General features: G+C 29.6%; 13 protein-coding genes, 1 pseudogene and 1 other annotated feature. Of the genes and pseudogenes, 7 read left to right on the top strand and 7 right to left on the bottom strand.

All coding sequences use genetic code 11. From position 1 onward, the window contains the following. Positions 1-154: 154 nt before the first annotated feature. Positions 155-1,255: pseudogene (locus B5F09_RS02450) on the top strand (tyrosine-type recombinase/integrase). Positions 1,256-1,432: 177 nt separating this feature from the next. Here B5F09_RS02450 and lysS read toward each other — a convergent pair. The 4 genes from lysS to B5F09_RS02425 form a co-directional block, all read right to left on the bottom strand. After that, on the bottom strand, positions 1,433-2,923 hold the full coding sequence (gene lysS, locus B5F09_RS02440; protein WP_087371226.1) for a lysine--tRNA ligase: 1,491 nt from the start codon (positions 2,921-2,923) through the stop codon (positions 1,433-1,435). A 33-nt stretch (positions 2,924-2,956) separates the two neighbouring features. Continuing rightward, positions 2,957-3,192 (bottom strand) — a binding site (T-box leader). A gap of 43 nt (positions 3,193-3,235) precedes the next feature. Then, positions 3,236-3,481: a helix-hairpin-helix domain-containing protein gene (locus B5F09_RS02435; RefSeq protein ID WP_087299669.1), complete on the bottom strand. Its 246-nt coding sequence runs from the start codon at positions 3,479-3,481 to the stop codon at positions 3,236-3,238. Between the two features lie 124 nt (positions 3,482-3,605). Next, the gene (locus B5F09_RS02430) at positions 3,606-4,892 is read right to left on the bottom strand and encodes an O-acetylhomoserine aminocarboxypropyltransferase/cysteine synthase family protein (RefSeq protein ID WP_087371223.1); all 1,287 of its coding nucleotides are present in this window, start codon (positions 4,890-4,892) and stop codon (positions 3,606-3,608) included. Between the two features lie 211 nt (positions 4,893-5,103). Next, a complete protein-coding gene (locus B5F09_RS02425; protein WP_087371220.1) occupies positions 5,104-6,522 on the bottom strand; it encodes an NAD(P)/FAD-dependent oxidoreductase in 1,419 nt (472 codons plus the stop codon). A 198-nt stretch (positions 6,523-6,720) separates the two neighbouring features. Between B5F09_RS02425 and thiM the strand changes: the two genes are divergently transcribed. Genes thiM through thiD form a run of 4 tightly spaced genes read left to right on the top strand, consistent with a single transcriptional unit; the run spans position 6,721 to position 9,570 of the window. Next, a complete protein-coding gene (gene thiM / locus B5F09_RS02420) occupies positions 6,721-7,530 on the top strand; it encodes a hydroxyethylthiazole kinase (RefSeq protein WP_239404219.1) in 810 nt (269 codons plus the stop codon). After that, positions 7,517-8,155, top strand: coding sequence for a thiamine phosphate synthase (thiE, locus tag B5F09_RS02415; protein WP_087371215.1), 639 nt, complete (start codon positions 7,517-7,519; stop codon positions 8,153-8,155). The genes thiM and thiE overlap by 14 nt, the downstream gene beginning before the upstream one ends. Continuing rightward, positions 8,148-8,786 carry an HAD family phosphatase gene (locus B5F09_RS02410; protein ID WP_087371212.1) on the top strand — a complete coding sequence of 213 codons (639 nt, stop codon included), beginning with the start codon at positions 8,148-8,150 and terminating at the stop codon, positions 8,784-8,786. Before thiE ends, B5F09_RS02410 begins: the two co-directional genes overlap by 8 nt. Position 8,787: 1 nt before the next feature. Beyond that, a complete protein-coding gene (thiD, locus tag B5F09_RS02405) occupies positions 8,788-9,570 on the top strand; it encodes a bifunctional hydroxymethylpyrimidine kinase/phosphomethylpyrimidine kinase (RefSeq protein ID WP_087371208.1) in 783 nt (260 codons plus the stop codon). Between the two features lie 21 nt (positions 9,571-9,591). Here thiD and B5F09_RS02400 read toward each other — a convergent pair whose 3' ends face one another. Further along, positions 9,592-9,870, bottom strand: coding sequence for a hypothetical protein (locus B5F09_RS02400; RefSeq protein ID WP_087371205.1), 279 nt, complete (start codon positions 9,868-9,870; stop codon positions 9,592-9,594). Positions 9,871-10,181: 311 nt separating this feature from the next. On the opposite strand from B5F09_RS02400, the gene B5F09_RS02395 reads away from it, so the two are divergent. Continuing rightward, on the top strand, positions 10,182-10,634 hold the full coding sequence (locus B5F09_RS02395) for an N-acetyltransferase (protein ID WP_239404217.1): 453 nt from the start codon (positions 10,182-10,184) through the stop codon (positions 10,632-10,634). Positions 10,635-10,726: 92 nt separating this feature from the next. On the opposite strand, the gene B5F09_RS02390 is transcribed toward B5F09_RS02395, so the two are convergent. Next, a complete protein-coding gene (locus B5F09_RS02390) occupies positions 10,727-11,344 on the bottom strand; it encodes a hypothetical protein (protein ID WP_239404215.1) in 618 nt (205 codons plus the stop codon). Positions 11,345-11,560: 216 nt separating this feature from the next. On the opposite strand from B5F09_RS02390, the gene B5F09_RS02385 reads away from it, so the two are divergent. After that, on the top strand, positions 11,561-11,887 hold the full coding sequence (locus tag B5F09_RS02385) for a helix-turn-helix domain-containing protein (RefSeq protein WP_087371202.1): 327 nt from the start codon (positions 11,561-11,563) through the stop codon (positions 11,885-11,887). A gap of 52 nt (positions 11,888-11,939) precedes the next feature. Here the strand turns inward: B5F09_RS02385 and B5F09_RS02380 are convergent, their stop codons facing one another. Beyond that, positions 11,940-12,983 (bottom strand): DNA recombination protein RmuC, encoded by a 1,044-nt coding sequence (locus tag B5F09_RS02380; protein WP_087371199.1) that lies wholly within the window; start codon positions 12,981-12,983, stop codon positions 11,940-11,942. Positions 12,984-13,116 lie beyond the last annotated feature (133 nt).

Raw genomic sequence — 13,116 nt, 5'->3', positions numbered from 1 at the left:
GCAGTTAAAGAAAGCAATCAAATAATATTAAAAGAACTGGAGAATATAATTTATGACAATGACTAATGATGTACTGGAACAATTGAATTATTTAAAACTGAAATCAGCACATCAATAGAAAGAATTATCATAATGCTGTTGTAGGAGCAATGTAATGGCTCAACAAAAAGAAAGTAATGGAACATGGTCATTCTATGGAAAACTACCGAAAGATGAAAATGGAAAAAGAAAGAATTATAAACGTAGGGGATTTAAAAGTAAAAAAGCAGCAAAATTAGCGGAAGCAGAATTTTTGAAACAATATAATAATATTTTACCAACTCGTATAAAATTAAATGATCTGATTGTGGAGTATCATAAAGATGCTCCCAATCATATTAAATTATCTACTCTCAAGGCTTATAAGAGATTTGAAACATATGTTATATCACCTAGTTTTGGTAATCGTTATATTGATGATATTACAACATTAGAAATTACACGTTGGATTAATGCTATTTCACAAAATGGATATGATGGGAGAATTTATGGCGAATCATCTACACGTAATATTTTACTACACCTGTCAGGTTTATTCACATATGCTGTTGATCATGACTGGTTACAAAAGAATCCATGTCATAAAGTTAAACCACCTAAAGATCCAAATAAGATTATAAAAAGGCAATCTGGTGAAGAAAACTTTTGGGAGATAGATGAATATCACAAATTTATTAATAGCGTTGAAGATGAATATAAAAGGGATATTTATGAATTTATGTTTCTTACTGGTTTACGTATTGGTGAATTCTGTGCTTTACAATGGAAAGATGTCGATCTTATTAATAATAAATTAAGAATATCTAAATCATTAAGTGCGATTACATCACAAATAACATCACCTAAAACTTCACGTTCAAATAGAACTATTCAATTACCAGATAGACTGGTAGAAAAATTAAAAAGGTGATATATTGTTGTTTCTCAACAGGATGGATTTAATGAAGACTATTATTTATATAAGGATCAAACCTATATCTCTATAGCTACACTTAGAAGATGGTTTAATGCAGATGTAAAAAAATCTGGAGTTAAAAAAATAACAGTACATGGACTAAGACATTCTCATGCAAGCTATTTATTGTCAAATCCTGTGATTTCTGAATTATTAATTGCTGATAGATTGGGGCATAGTGTAGAAATGTTACGAAGTACGTATGCACATATTTATGAAAAAAGTCGTAAGAACTTAATTGAATATATTGATAAATTATAATATAGTGTATGCCACTTGTATGCCAGTATCATAAATCTCGCTATGAGAGTCAAATAAAAAAAGCATAACAATAAACTCAATATCATTTCGTTTATAGAGATGATTATTGTTTAAGTTATGCTTTTTATTTTTATTATTTATTGGGTTAAAATAATTCAAATTATCCTGATTTTATCACTATTTATTTCTTGGTTTCATTTGTGGGAACAAGATAACTTCTTGGATTGATTCTTGACCAGTTAATAACATAACTAATCTATCAATACCCATACCCATTCCACCTGTTGGTGGTAATCCGTATTCCAAAGCTTCTACATAATCTAAATCCATTTCATTAGCTTCGTCATTTCCAAGTTCTTTTTCTTTTAACTGATTTGCAAATCTTTCATATTGATCATCAGGATCATTTAATTCATTAAAAGCATTTGCATATTCATTACCACAGATAAATAATTCAAAACGTTGTGTAAAACGTGGATCTTCAGGATTTTTTCTTGCTAATGGTGAAATTTCTACTGGATGTCCATAAACAAATGTTGGATCAACAATTGTTTCTTCTACATATTTTTCAAAGAATTCATTAATGATATGACCATATTCATAATGTGGTTCTACTTCAATACCATGTTCTTTAGCTAATTCTTTAGCTTGTTCAAAAGTCATATCTCCTGCAAAATCAATTCCTGTTTTTTCTTTTATTGCTTCTGTCATAGAAATACGTTTAAATCCAGGAGCTAAAGAAATTTTATGTCCTTTATATTCAATATCATATGTACCACAAACTTCATTAGCTGCATTAGAAATGATTCCTTCAGTTAAATCCATCATTCCTTCTAAGTCACTGAAAGCTTTATAAACTTCAATTGTTGTAAATTCTGGATTATGTGTTCTATCCATTCCTTCATTTCTAAATAAACGTCCAATTTCATAAACAGCATCCATACCACCAACAATTAATCTTTTTAAAGATAATTCAGTAGCAATACGTAAATAATAGTTCATATCTAATGTATTGTGATGAGTGATAAATGGACGAGCAGCTGCACCACCTAAAATAGGATTTAATACTGGTGTTTCTACTTCTACATATCCTTTACTATCTAAATAATGTTGAATTGAACGAATAATTTTAGGTCTTGTAAATGCGATTTTACGAGCATCTTCATTCATAATTAAATCAACATAGCGACGACGATAACGTTCTTCAACATCAGTTAAACCATGATATTTTTCTGGTAATGGGCGTAAAGCTTTTGTTAAGTGAGTATAGCTAGATACTTTAATTGAACATTCACCTGTATTAGTCATGAATACAGTTCCTTTTACACCTACAATGTCTCCAATATCACCTTTTTTGATGATTTCATATACATCTTCACCAACAGTATCCTTACGGATATATAATTGGATTTGTCCATCACGATCTTGAATATGCATGAAACATACTTTACCTTTACGACGTTTAGTCATAATTCTTCCAGCAACGCTAACTTCAATAGCTAACTCTTCTAATTCTTCATGAGTTTTATCACCATATGTTTCTTTAATTTCTTTTGAATAAGCTGTTACATCAAATCTTTGACCAAATGGATCAATTCCTTTTTCTACTAATTCTTTTAACTTTTCGCGGCGAACTAATTCTTGTTCACTAAACTTTCTTTCTTCCATTTTCTCCTCCTAAAATATAAAAAGCTTCCATCCGCAAGGGACGAAAGCTATCGTGGTACCACCCTAATTCGTTAATAAGTCACCTTATTAACCTCATCAACTATCTAATAATAGTCTTGCCTGTAACGTGGCTCACGTTATCTAATCAATTTAAGCATCCTAGATACGGCTCCTAGTCTTTATTCATTGTACCATTCATTATCTCTTTCCACCAACCGAGACTCTCTATAATTTCAAAATACAATTACTCCTCTATTCATCGCCTTTATTTATACGTTGTAATCTTAACTTATCTAATCTTGCTTGTCAATATCAATCTTTCCAATACCACCACTTTAATTTATCTGGATCAGGATTTTTGGTATTAGCATAATAAACAACCATTCGATACATATATAGCTGACAACGATCTACTTCTAAATCCCGTAACTCACATTCTTTTTGATACATCTTTTCAGGATCAGCACCTTTTAATGATTCAATTGTATTATATCCAATTAAATTTAATGATGCTTCAGTTGCTTTACCAACATAAGGTATTTTTCTAAGTTCGCCCATATAATCACCTTCTATTTAATTGTAACATAAAAGCCACTTATAGTGGCTTTTAGTCAATAGAAATTTAAGGTTTTGGCAACTACATTAGTAGTATAACCATACATAAATTTTTTATACTCATTATTTAAATTTGTTTAAAAGCATTATCAAGATCTTCTATTAAATCACAAATGTGTTCTGTTCCAATTGATAATCTAATCGTATTTGGTTTAATTCCAGAATTCAACAATTCTTGTTCATTCATTTGTGAATGAGTTGTACTAGCAGGATGAATAACTAGCGATTTTACATCTGCGACATTGGCTAGTAAAGAAAAGATTTCTAAAGAATCAATAAACTTCTTAGCTTCTAAAGCACCACCTTTAATTTCAAAAGTAAAGATAGAACCAGCACCATTTTTAAAATAACGCTTATATAAATGATTGTATGAACTATCTTTTAATGATGGATGATTTACTTTTTCAACTAATGGATGATTATTTAAATAATCTACAATTTTTAAAGCATTTTCAACATGTCGCTCTACTCTTAGTGATAGTGTTTCTACTCCCTGTAATAACAAAAATGCATTAAATGGGGAAATAGCAGCACCAGTATCACGTAGATAAATAGCTCTTATTCTTGTAATATAGGCTTTATTGCCAGCAACCTCATCAAAAACTACATTATGATAACTAGCATCTGGTTTTGTTAATTGTGGAAATTTACCAGAAGCTCGCCAATCAAAATTACCTGAATCAACTATTATTCCACCTAAGGTCGTACCATGACCACCAATAAATTTAGTTGCTGAATGAACTACAATATCACACCCATGTTCAATTGGTCTAAATAAATATGGCGATGCAAATGTATTATCAACAATTAATGGTATTTTAAAATCATGAGCTATTTTAGCTACGGCTTCAATATCGATCAAACTAGAATTGGGATTACCTAAGGTTTCTATAAAAATTGCTTTAGTATTTTCTTTTAAAGCTTTTTTAAAATTCTCTGGATCGTCGCCATCAACAAATGTCGTAGTAATTCCATAACTAACTAAAGTGTGTGCTAATAAATTATATGAGCCCCCATAGATTTGTTTAGCGGCAACTATATGATCACCTGCTTTAGTTAAAGATATTAAGGCATAAGTTATTGCGGCAGCACCAGAAGCTACCGCTAATGCACCAACCCCTCCTTCTAAAGCAGCGATTCGATTTTCTAGTACCTCTTGAGTACTGTTAGTTAAGCGACCATAAATATTACCAGCATCACTTAAACTAAAGCGCTCTTCAGCCTGTTTACAATCTTTAAAAACATATGACGTTGTTTGATAAATCGGAACAGCCCGTGCACCTGTTGCAATGTCAGGTGTTTCTTGTCCAATATGTAATTGTTTTGTTTCAAATCTTAATTCTTTTTTATTCATTATTATATCCCCTTTTTTATTTTTCTTTTAGATTTATACAAAACAACACATTCGTCCATTTCTAAAGTTATGTCTTAACTGTTTTAACAGTTCAAAACTCATCTTCCCACCTCTATTCATACTATTTTAGTATGAATTAAGTATAGAGAATATCATTATCCTTGTCAATAAATATCGTAAAACAAAAAAAGTCTTACTAAAAGTGTAAGACTTATTTAATATGATCAATAATATGACGTGCTACAATAATACCATTAGCACCAGCTTGAGCTAATCCTCTAGTTAAACCAGCTCCATCACCAGCAACATATAAATTATCAATTTCACATTCAAAACCTTCTCTTACTTTAGGTCTTGCAGAATAGAATTTAGCTTCTACTCCATATAATAATGTATGCTCATTAGCAATTCCTGGAGTAACATTATCTAATGCTTCAATCATTTCAATAATTGACTTCATAGTATTATAAGGAAGTACTAATCCTAAATCTCCAGGTACAGCCTCAGCAAGTGTAGGTACTGTATAACCTTCTTTTAAACGTTTTTCAGTAGTACGACGTCCTCTTTTAATATCACCATATCTTTGAACAATTACAGAACCATTAGATAACTTATTAGCTAAACGACTTACTTCATGAGCAAATTCATTTGGTTCATTAAATGGTTCACTAAATGTATGAGAAACTAATAATGCAAAGTTTGTATTTTTGCTACCTAATTTTGGATCATGATAAGCATGTCCATTAGCTAACATTGTTCCACTATGGTTTTCAATAACAACATGACCAGATGGGTTTGAACAGAATGTTCTTACTCGAGTTCCCACACTAGCATTATAAACGAATTTACCTTCATATAAATTTTCATTAATTTCATTCATAACTATATTACTAGTTTCAACACGAACTCCAATATCAACCTGGTTATTGTATAATTCGATTCCATGTTGTTTTAAAACTTTTGTTAACCAGGCAGAACCATCACGTCCAGGTGCTAAAACAATCTTCTTAGCTTTAATTTCTTGACCATTTTCTAATATGACTCCTGAAGCCTGATTATTTTCCACAATCACTTCTTTAACTGCAGTAGCAAAAGCCATATCGATATGTTTCTTTAACTCATTAGACATTTCTGTCATGATTCTTAAATTTTCTTCTGTTCCTAAATGACGAACTTTAGCACGCAATAATTTTAATCCTACTGCATATCCACGATGTTCGATTTCTTTTACTTTATCAGTAGTTGGATCAGTAATTTCCTCAGTAGCTCCATGGCGTAAATATAAATCATCAACATAATGAATAATATCTTCAACTTCATCTGTTGAAAGGTAGTCAGTTAGCCAGCCACCAAATTCACTTGTAATATTAAATTTTCCATCTGAATAAGCTCCAGCACCACCAAAACCAGATGTAATTGAACAAGCTGGTAAGCATCCTGGTTCATTATCTTTAATTATTGGACACGCTTTGATCTTTTTTTCTTTAATCGGACAACGTCTATCCATTACATCGCGTCCTTTATCAACTAATAACACACTTAAATCGGGCTGCTTTAAATATAATTCATAACAAGCCATAATTCCTGCCGGTCCAGCCCCAACAACTATGACATCATAACTATCTTTCATTTATAATCGCTCCATTCTAGGTTTTTTGCCAACCCAATAGATTATACTAGAAAATTTAATTATAAGCAACTATACTTTTTGATTATTAACAAAAAATATAGTAATAATCACTTAATTGTCTAACTAACAATAAAATGCTATGATATAAACAACCAATATATTAATTTGAAAGTGAGTAAAAAAATGTATGAGAATGTAATGAAGGAAGTAAAGTTTCGTAATCCCATTGTTCATTGTATTACTAATTATGTCACTGTTAACGACTGTGCTAATGCAATTTTAGCAACTGGTGGCAGTCCAATAATGGCTGATGATCCTAATGAAGTTGTGGAAATTACAACTATTAGTAATTCATTAGTTATCAACCTTGGTACCCTTAATGAAAATAAAATAATCGCGATGGATAAAGCAGGAAAAATGGCTAATCATCTTAATCATCCTATTATTTTTGATCCTGTTGGGGTAGGTGCTAGTGCATTTAGAAAAGAAGCCGCTAAAAAATTATTGAGTGAAATTAATTTTACAGTTATTCGTGGTAATATTTCAGAAATCAAAACTTTAGCTAAAAACTTTACCGCTAGCAGTGCCATTGATGCTAATATTAATGACTTAGTCACTAATTCAAATCTAGATGAAACTATTAGTTTTGCTAAAAAGTTTAGTCAAGAAACTGGCGCCATTATTGCAATTACTGGAGAAATTGATATTGTTGCTAATGCTAATAAAGCATTTGTGATTAAAAATGGCTGTTCAACTATGGCTAAAATAAGCGGTACTGGCTGCATGCTTTCAGCTATCTTAGGTGCTTTTGTAGCGGTAGGTCAAAGTGACATTTTAGAAACTACAGCCTACACTACTGCTTTAATGGGGTATTGTGGAGAAATTGCTGATCAAAAAATTCGTAATCAAGACTTAGGTACTGGCAGTTTTAAAGTTTATTTAATCGATGCTTTAAGTACAATTACTTTTCCAAAATTAAAGGCAGGTGTAAAAATTGAACTTTACTAAAGAACAACTAAACTTATATTTAGTTACCGATAGACACTGGCTAGCTAATCGAAACCTAGAAGATGATGTAGAAAAAGCAATTTTAGGTGGTGTTACCATGGTGCAGCTTCGTGAAAAAAACATTGATAATGATTCTTTTATCGAATTAGCTAAAAAAGTTAAACAGGTTTGTAACAAATATAAGGTTCCTTTTATAATCAACGATAACTTAGAAGTAGCTTTAGCTGTTGATAGTGATGGAATTCATATCGGTCAAGATGATTTACCAGCTAGTTTGGTTCGTCAAAAAATTGGTCCAGATAAAATTTTGGGAGTTTCTGCCCATAATTTAGATGAAGCTATCGCTGCTAAAAAAGCGGGAGCAACTTACTTAGGAGCAGGAGCGATGTTTTCGACAACCACAAAAGATAATACTACTAATCTTAGTATTGAACAACTACAGGCAATAACAAAAAATGTTGATATCCCAGTTGTTGCTATTGGTGGTATCAACTATGATAATTGTTTGTCTTTAAAAAACTGCAATTTAGCAGGAATTGCTGTTGTATCAGCTATTATGGCAGCTACTAATATTAGTGAAGCCGCTTCAAATTTAAAAAAGCGAGCTCAGGTTATTTATGATTAAAGGTTATATAATTGATTTAGATGGTACTTTACTTGATTCAATGTTTATTTGGAATAATATAGGTAGTCGTTATTTACTTTCTAAAAATATTATTCCAAAAAATGATTTAGATAAAATTTTAGCACCATTATCAATTAATCAAGCTATCAAATATATAAGCAAAGAATATTCTTTAAATAAATCTTATCAACAAATCTACCAGGAAATAAATACATTGCTTAAAAAACGTTATTTAACTGAAACCACATTAAAACCTGGTGCTAAAGATTTTTTAATTAAATGTGTAAAAGAACAAAAGAAATTATGCTTGCTAACTGCTAATACCTTAGAAATTACAAATACAATTTTAGATAAATATTCTTTATCAAAATTATTTACAAAAATTATTACTACTGAACAAACTGATTTAGATAAACAAAGTGGTGAAATATACCAGTTTGCAGCTAAACAGTTAAAATTAAAAATAAATGAATGTGTTGTAATTGAGGATGCCTTTCATGCAATTGTATCAGCAAAGCAAGCAGGATTTACTGTCTGGGCTATTTATGATACAAGTAATCAAGATAAATGGGCTCAAATTTGTACTATAAGTGATAAATACTTTAAAAATATATCTGAAATGGGGGATTAAAATGAAAAAAGTTTTAACTATTGCCGGTTCTGATTGCTCTGGTGGCGCCGGGATCCAAGCTGATTTAAAAACAATGATGGCTCATAAAGTTTATGGAATGAGTGTAATTACTGCTTTAACTGCTCAAAACACTATGGGGGTTAGCGATATTATAGATGTTACACCAGAATTTCTAGGTGAACAATTGGATAGCATCTTTGATGATATTTATCCTGATGCTGTTAAAATTGGGATGGTTTCTAATCCTGAATTAATTGCAATGATAGTAAAAAAATTAAGTGAACATCCTGATTTAAAAATAGTGGTTGATCCAGTAATGGTAGCAACTAGTGGTTCACGTTTACTTGCCGATAATGCATTAAAAATTTTAAAAGAAAAACTTATTCCACTTGCAACGATCATTACACCAAATATTCCTGAAGCAACAGTACTTACTGATATTCAAATAAATAGTAAAGATGATATGGTAAAGGCTGCTAAGAAAATATCTGAGTGGTATTCAGGATATATTTTAATCAAAGGTGGTCATTTTGAAAATCGTGCTGATGATTTGCTTTATTTCCAAGGAAATATAGTATGGTTAAAAGAAGATAAAATTGATAATCCTAATACTCATGGTACAGGATGTACTCTTTCTTCTGCTATTGCATCAAACTTAGCATTAGGCTATTGTGTTGAAGATAGTGTTACACAAGCAAAAGCTTATTTAACTGGAGCTTTAAAAGATAACTTAGATTTAGGTCATGGCAGTGGTCCACTAAATCATTGTTGGAACATAAAATAAGAACACTATAAATTAGTGTTCTTATTCATCATTTTTTAAATTTTGTTTTAAATTATCAATTTTTTCTTGTAATCTTTCAATTTCTTTAATAATTTCAGCAGTTTCTTCATCAATGACATTATCTTTTAACATAATATTATAATAAATCTTTCCTAATTTAATGAATTGTTCATCCATATCAGCTTCAGCACTTTTTATACTTACCTTAGTTTTAGCAGTATCAGCCAATTCTGATGATTTCTCAATTGTTTTTTCTGTTAACTTTACTGCTTTCTTACTTAAATTATCAAATAAGGCCATAATAATTCCTCCTTAGTATAATTATACCATCATTATCAAATAATAGACAAAATTGTAAACCATAAACTTATCCTAGAATATTTGCTCCATTAAAATTTCTAACTATATGTCTATTTAATTCAATAGATATCATCGATTCTACTGATTAATAGATAAGCAACTAGATTGATTATTAAAATTAAAGCTGTATCTCATCATTATTAAATCCTTTTTAAATTACAGTAATAATATAGAATCACTGACTAATATTTTTATTAAGATTTGTAAATATGTTAGTCTTTTTATATAATAAATTCAAGTGAGGTGTGATTATGATAAGAAGAGCTCAAGAAAATGATATTAATGGAATTAATAATCTTTTGTATCAAGTGAATAATGTTCACGCTGATGGAAGACCAGATTTATTTAAACATGGGGGTAAAAAATATAATGATGAGCAGCTTTTAGCAATCATCAATGATGATAGTCGCCCTATTTTTGTTTATACCGATGAAAAGCAAAAAGTTTTAGGATATGCTTTTTGTATCTTTCAAAACAATTATGGTAACAAAATAACTTTATACATTGATGATTTATGTGTTGATGAAAATTGTCGTGGTCAACATATTGGCACTAAACTATATGAACACGTTGTTAGCTTTGCTAAAGAACATGATTGTTATCATATTACCTTGAATGTTTGGTGTTTTAATGAATCTGCAATGAAATTTTATGAAAAATGTGGTTTAACACCATTGAAAATAATGATGGAAAAAACTTTATAAAAACTATTATAAGCAACAAAATGCTCATAATAGCTCTTTATTTAAAAAATGTACGATAATCGTACATTTTTTAAATAATTAATAATATCCATTTAATCACTACATGTTATTTTTAAATCCATAAAATATGCTTCTGTTCCAATATCAACAAAGAATCCAATTGCTCCATGTTTTCCAACCCCATGTTTCATATTATCAACAACTAAAACTGGTTCCTTGTTATCATTTAGATAAAATTTAGCCTGCTCATTTTCAATAACCGCTTTTAAACTGATCCATTCATCCAATCCAATATCAGCTGGTCCTTCATAATCAGTAATATTTTTATCTCTAAAATAAGCAAATGTATATTTAGGATATGAAAAATACTGACACCCGCGATTTTTTCTCACTGGATCATCAATTCGACCATTAGTTGGTCTAAGATAGAATGATTCAAAAGCAGAATCATCTTCATTAATTCTATAAGCAATTCCAATAAATCCTCGTGCAAAATCAGGAGCATCTTTTAAAAGACGGCTTAACATCTTTACTTCAATAACTCCATTATGAAATGATGAATCTATCAGTTTAGCATAAGTATTTTCATCAAATTCCATAATCTTTTTAGCTTTAACTACTTTTAATACTTGTTCATTATCAATATTTATATTTTCTATTTTAGTATTTACCGGTTCAAAATTATTCATATTTAAATTTATATTTTTCACACTTACACCCTTTTCTTATGTTTATTTTCAATTATTATTTTACTTGGTTTTTCTTCTTTAACAAGTAGGCACTTTTTGGTCAGAAATGGGATTATTATGTTTTAATTTATAATTCTTGTATCAAATCTATAGAGCAATTATAATATATATAGATTATTTTGATGCTAACATCCTTTTAGAGAGTTATAGCATTATCTAGTGTGTAGGAGAATAACAATGTTAAAAAAAGAAAATATGCCTGAATGTCCAGTAGCAACTACTGTACAATTGATCGGCAGTAAATGGAAATTACTTATTTTACGCGACCTATTAACTGGTAAAAAGCGTTATAATGAACTACGAAAATCTTTACCTGATATTTCACAAAAAGTACTAACAACAACTTTAAAATCAATGGTTAATGATGGTATTGTCATTAGAACAGCTTACCCTGAAGTACCTCCTAGAGTTGAGTATAGTTTAAGTGAACTAGGTGAATCAATGCGTCCAGTTATTGCTGTAATGGAACAATGGGGTAATGAGTACAAAAAATCTTTGGATTAAAAATGCCAGCGTTAGTTAATACTTGCGCTGGCTTAAAACGTTTTATTTATAATTATTGATTACTATCATCTGTTGTTTCAGGTTCATATCCATCATGAATTTTTATAATTCTTTTACCTATTTTTTCTGCAGAAATCCGAACATCTTTAAATAATTTTTGTGCTCTAATAATTGCTTGGTCAACACTATCTAAACGCTCTGTTAATCTAGTAACATCTTCATACATTGCCACAATATCTTTTTCCAAAGTTTTAATATGCTTGCTACGATTAAAATCTTTAGTAATATTAATCAATGTAAAAACTACTCCTATTAATGTTGTCGGGCAAGTAATTAAAACATGTTTACTATGAGCATATTGAATTAAGTTAGCACAATTTCCACATATATACATATAAATAGCTTCACTAGGAATAAACATTACTGCATTTTCAACAGTTTGACTGCTGATATATTTTTTAGAAATATCATTGATATGTTTTTTTATATCTTGTCTAAATGCTGCTTCATATTTTAAGCGTTCTCCTTCTAAAGTATCTTCATCAATAAACTTTTGATAATTTTCTAATGGAAACTTAGAATCAATAATCATTATTTTATCTGTACCTGGTAAATGTAAAGCAACATCACCAATATAACCATTTTTAAGTTTATATTGTGTTTCAAATATTTCCTGATTGTCACCTGCATAAACGCTTAATAGATTGTTTAACTGATATTCACCCCAATTACCACGGGATTTTTTATTTATCATAATGTCATTAATATCATTAATTCGGTTAGCTATATCAGCTACTTTTTGAAAAGAAAGTGAAGATTCTTTTAATAAACTTTGAACACTATCATTCATATTTTTTAATCGTTCCCCAAAACGTTCATCATTTCCTAAGCTTTTTTGATTTTGTTGATTTAAAAGCTTTATTGTTTCGTTTTGAGAATTAAGAATTGTAGTAATTTGACTGATTGTATCATCTTTTTGCATTAGCATTAATTGTTGCTGTTGCATTTTTTTATTTGTTTTTGTTAATTGATAAAACATAATAATTACTAAAATTAAAATTATTATGATTCCAATTAGTATTAGTAATTCATTCATTTTATATTATCTCCTTTCCCAATATATAAAATTTTTTGCATAGTTTTAATAATAAAAAACACTATCAAAAGTATAAGTTATATTAATATAAATGTCTAGAAAAGGAAATCTTTGTCTTAGAATTAAAAAGCCT

Origin of the sequence: Erysipelatoclostridium sp. An173 (genome assembly GCF_002160495.1) — a bacterium.
Taxonomy (GTDB): Bacteria; Bacillota_I; Bacilli_A; order Erysipelotrichales; family Coprobacillaceae; genus Thomasclavelia; species Thomasclavelia merdavium.
This window is presented reverse-complemented; position numbering and strand designations above follow the sequence as displayed.

What these genes read in the sequence shown, in the direction of transcription:
- B5F09_RS02395 (WP_239404217.1), top strand. Translation starts at nt 10,182, where the DNA reads ATGATAAGAAGAGCTCAAGAAAATGATATTAATGGAATTAATAATCTT.
- B5F09_RS02410 (WP_087371212.1), top strand. Translation starts at nt 8,148, where the DNA reads ATGATTAAAGGTTATATAATTGATTTAGATGGTACTTTACTTGATTCA.
- B5F09_RS02430 (WP_087371223.1), bottom strand. Translation starts at nt 4,892, where the DNA reads ATGAATAAAAAAGAATTAAGATTTGAAACAAAACAATTACATATTGGA.
- B5F09_RS02400 (WP_087371205.1), bottom strand. Translation starts at nt 9,870, where the DNA reads ATGGCCTTATTTGATAATTTAAGTAAGAAAGCAGTAAAGTTAACAGAA.
- thiD (WP_087371208.1), top strand. Translation starts at nt 8,788, where the DNA reads ATGAAAAAAGTTTTAACTATTGCCGGTTCTGATTGCTCTGGTGGCGCC.
- B5F09_RS02425 (WP_087371220.1), bottom strand. Translation starts at nt 6,522, where the DNA reads ATGAAAGATAGTTATGATGTCATAGTTGTTGGGGCTGGACCGGCAGGA.
- thiM (WP_239404219.1), top strand. Translation starts at nt 6,721, where the DNA reads ATGAAGGAAGTAAAGTTTCGTAATCCCATTGTTCATTGTATTACTAAT.
- B5F09_RS02380 (WP_087371199.1), bottom strand. Translation starts at nt 12,983, where the DNA reads ATGAATGAATTACTAATACTAATTGGAATCATAATAATTTTAATTTTA.
- B5F09_RS02385 (WP_087371202.1), top strand. Translation starts at nt 11,561, where the DNA reads ATGTTAAAAAAAGAAAATATGCCTGAATGTCCAGTAGCAACTACTGTA.
- lysS (WP_087371226.1), bottom strand. Translation starts at nt 2,923, where the DNA reads ATGGAAGAAAGAAAGTTTAGTGAACAAGAATTAGTTCGCCGCGAAAAG.
- B5F09_RS02435 (WP_087299669.1), bottom strand. Translation starts at nt 3,481, where the DNA reads ATGGGCGAACTTAGAAAAATACCTTATGTTGGTAAAGCAACTGAAGCA.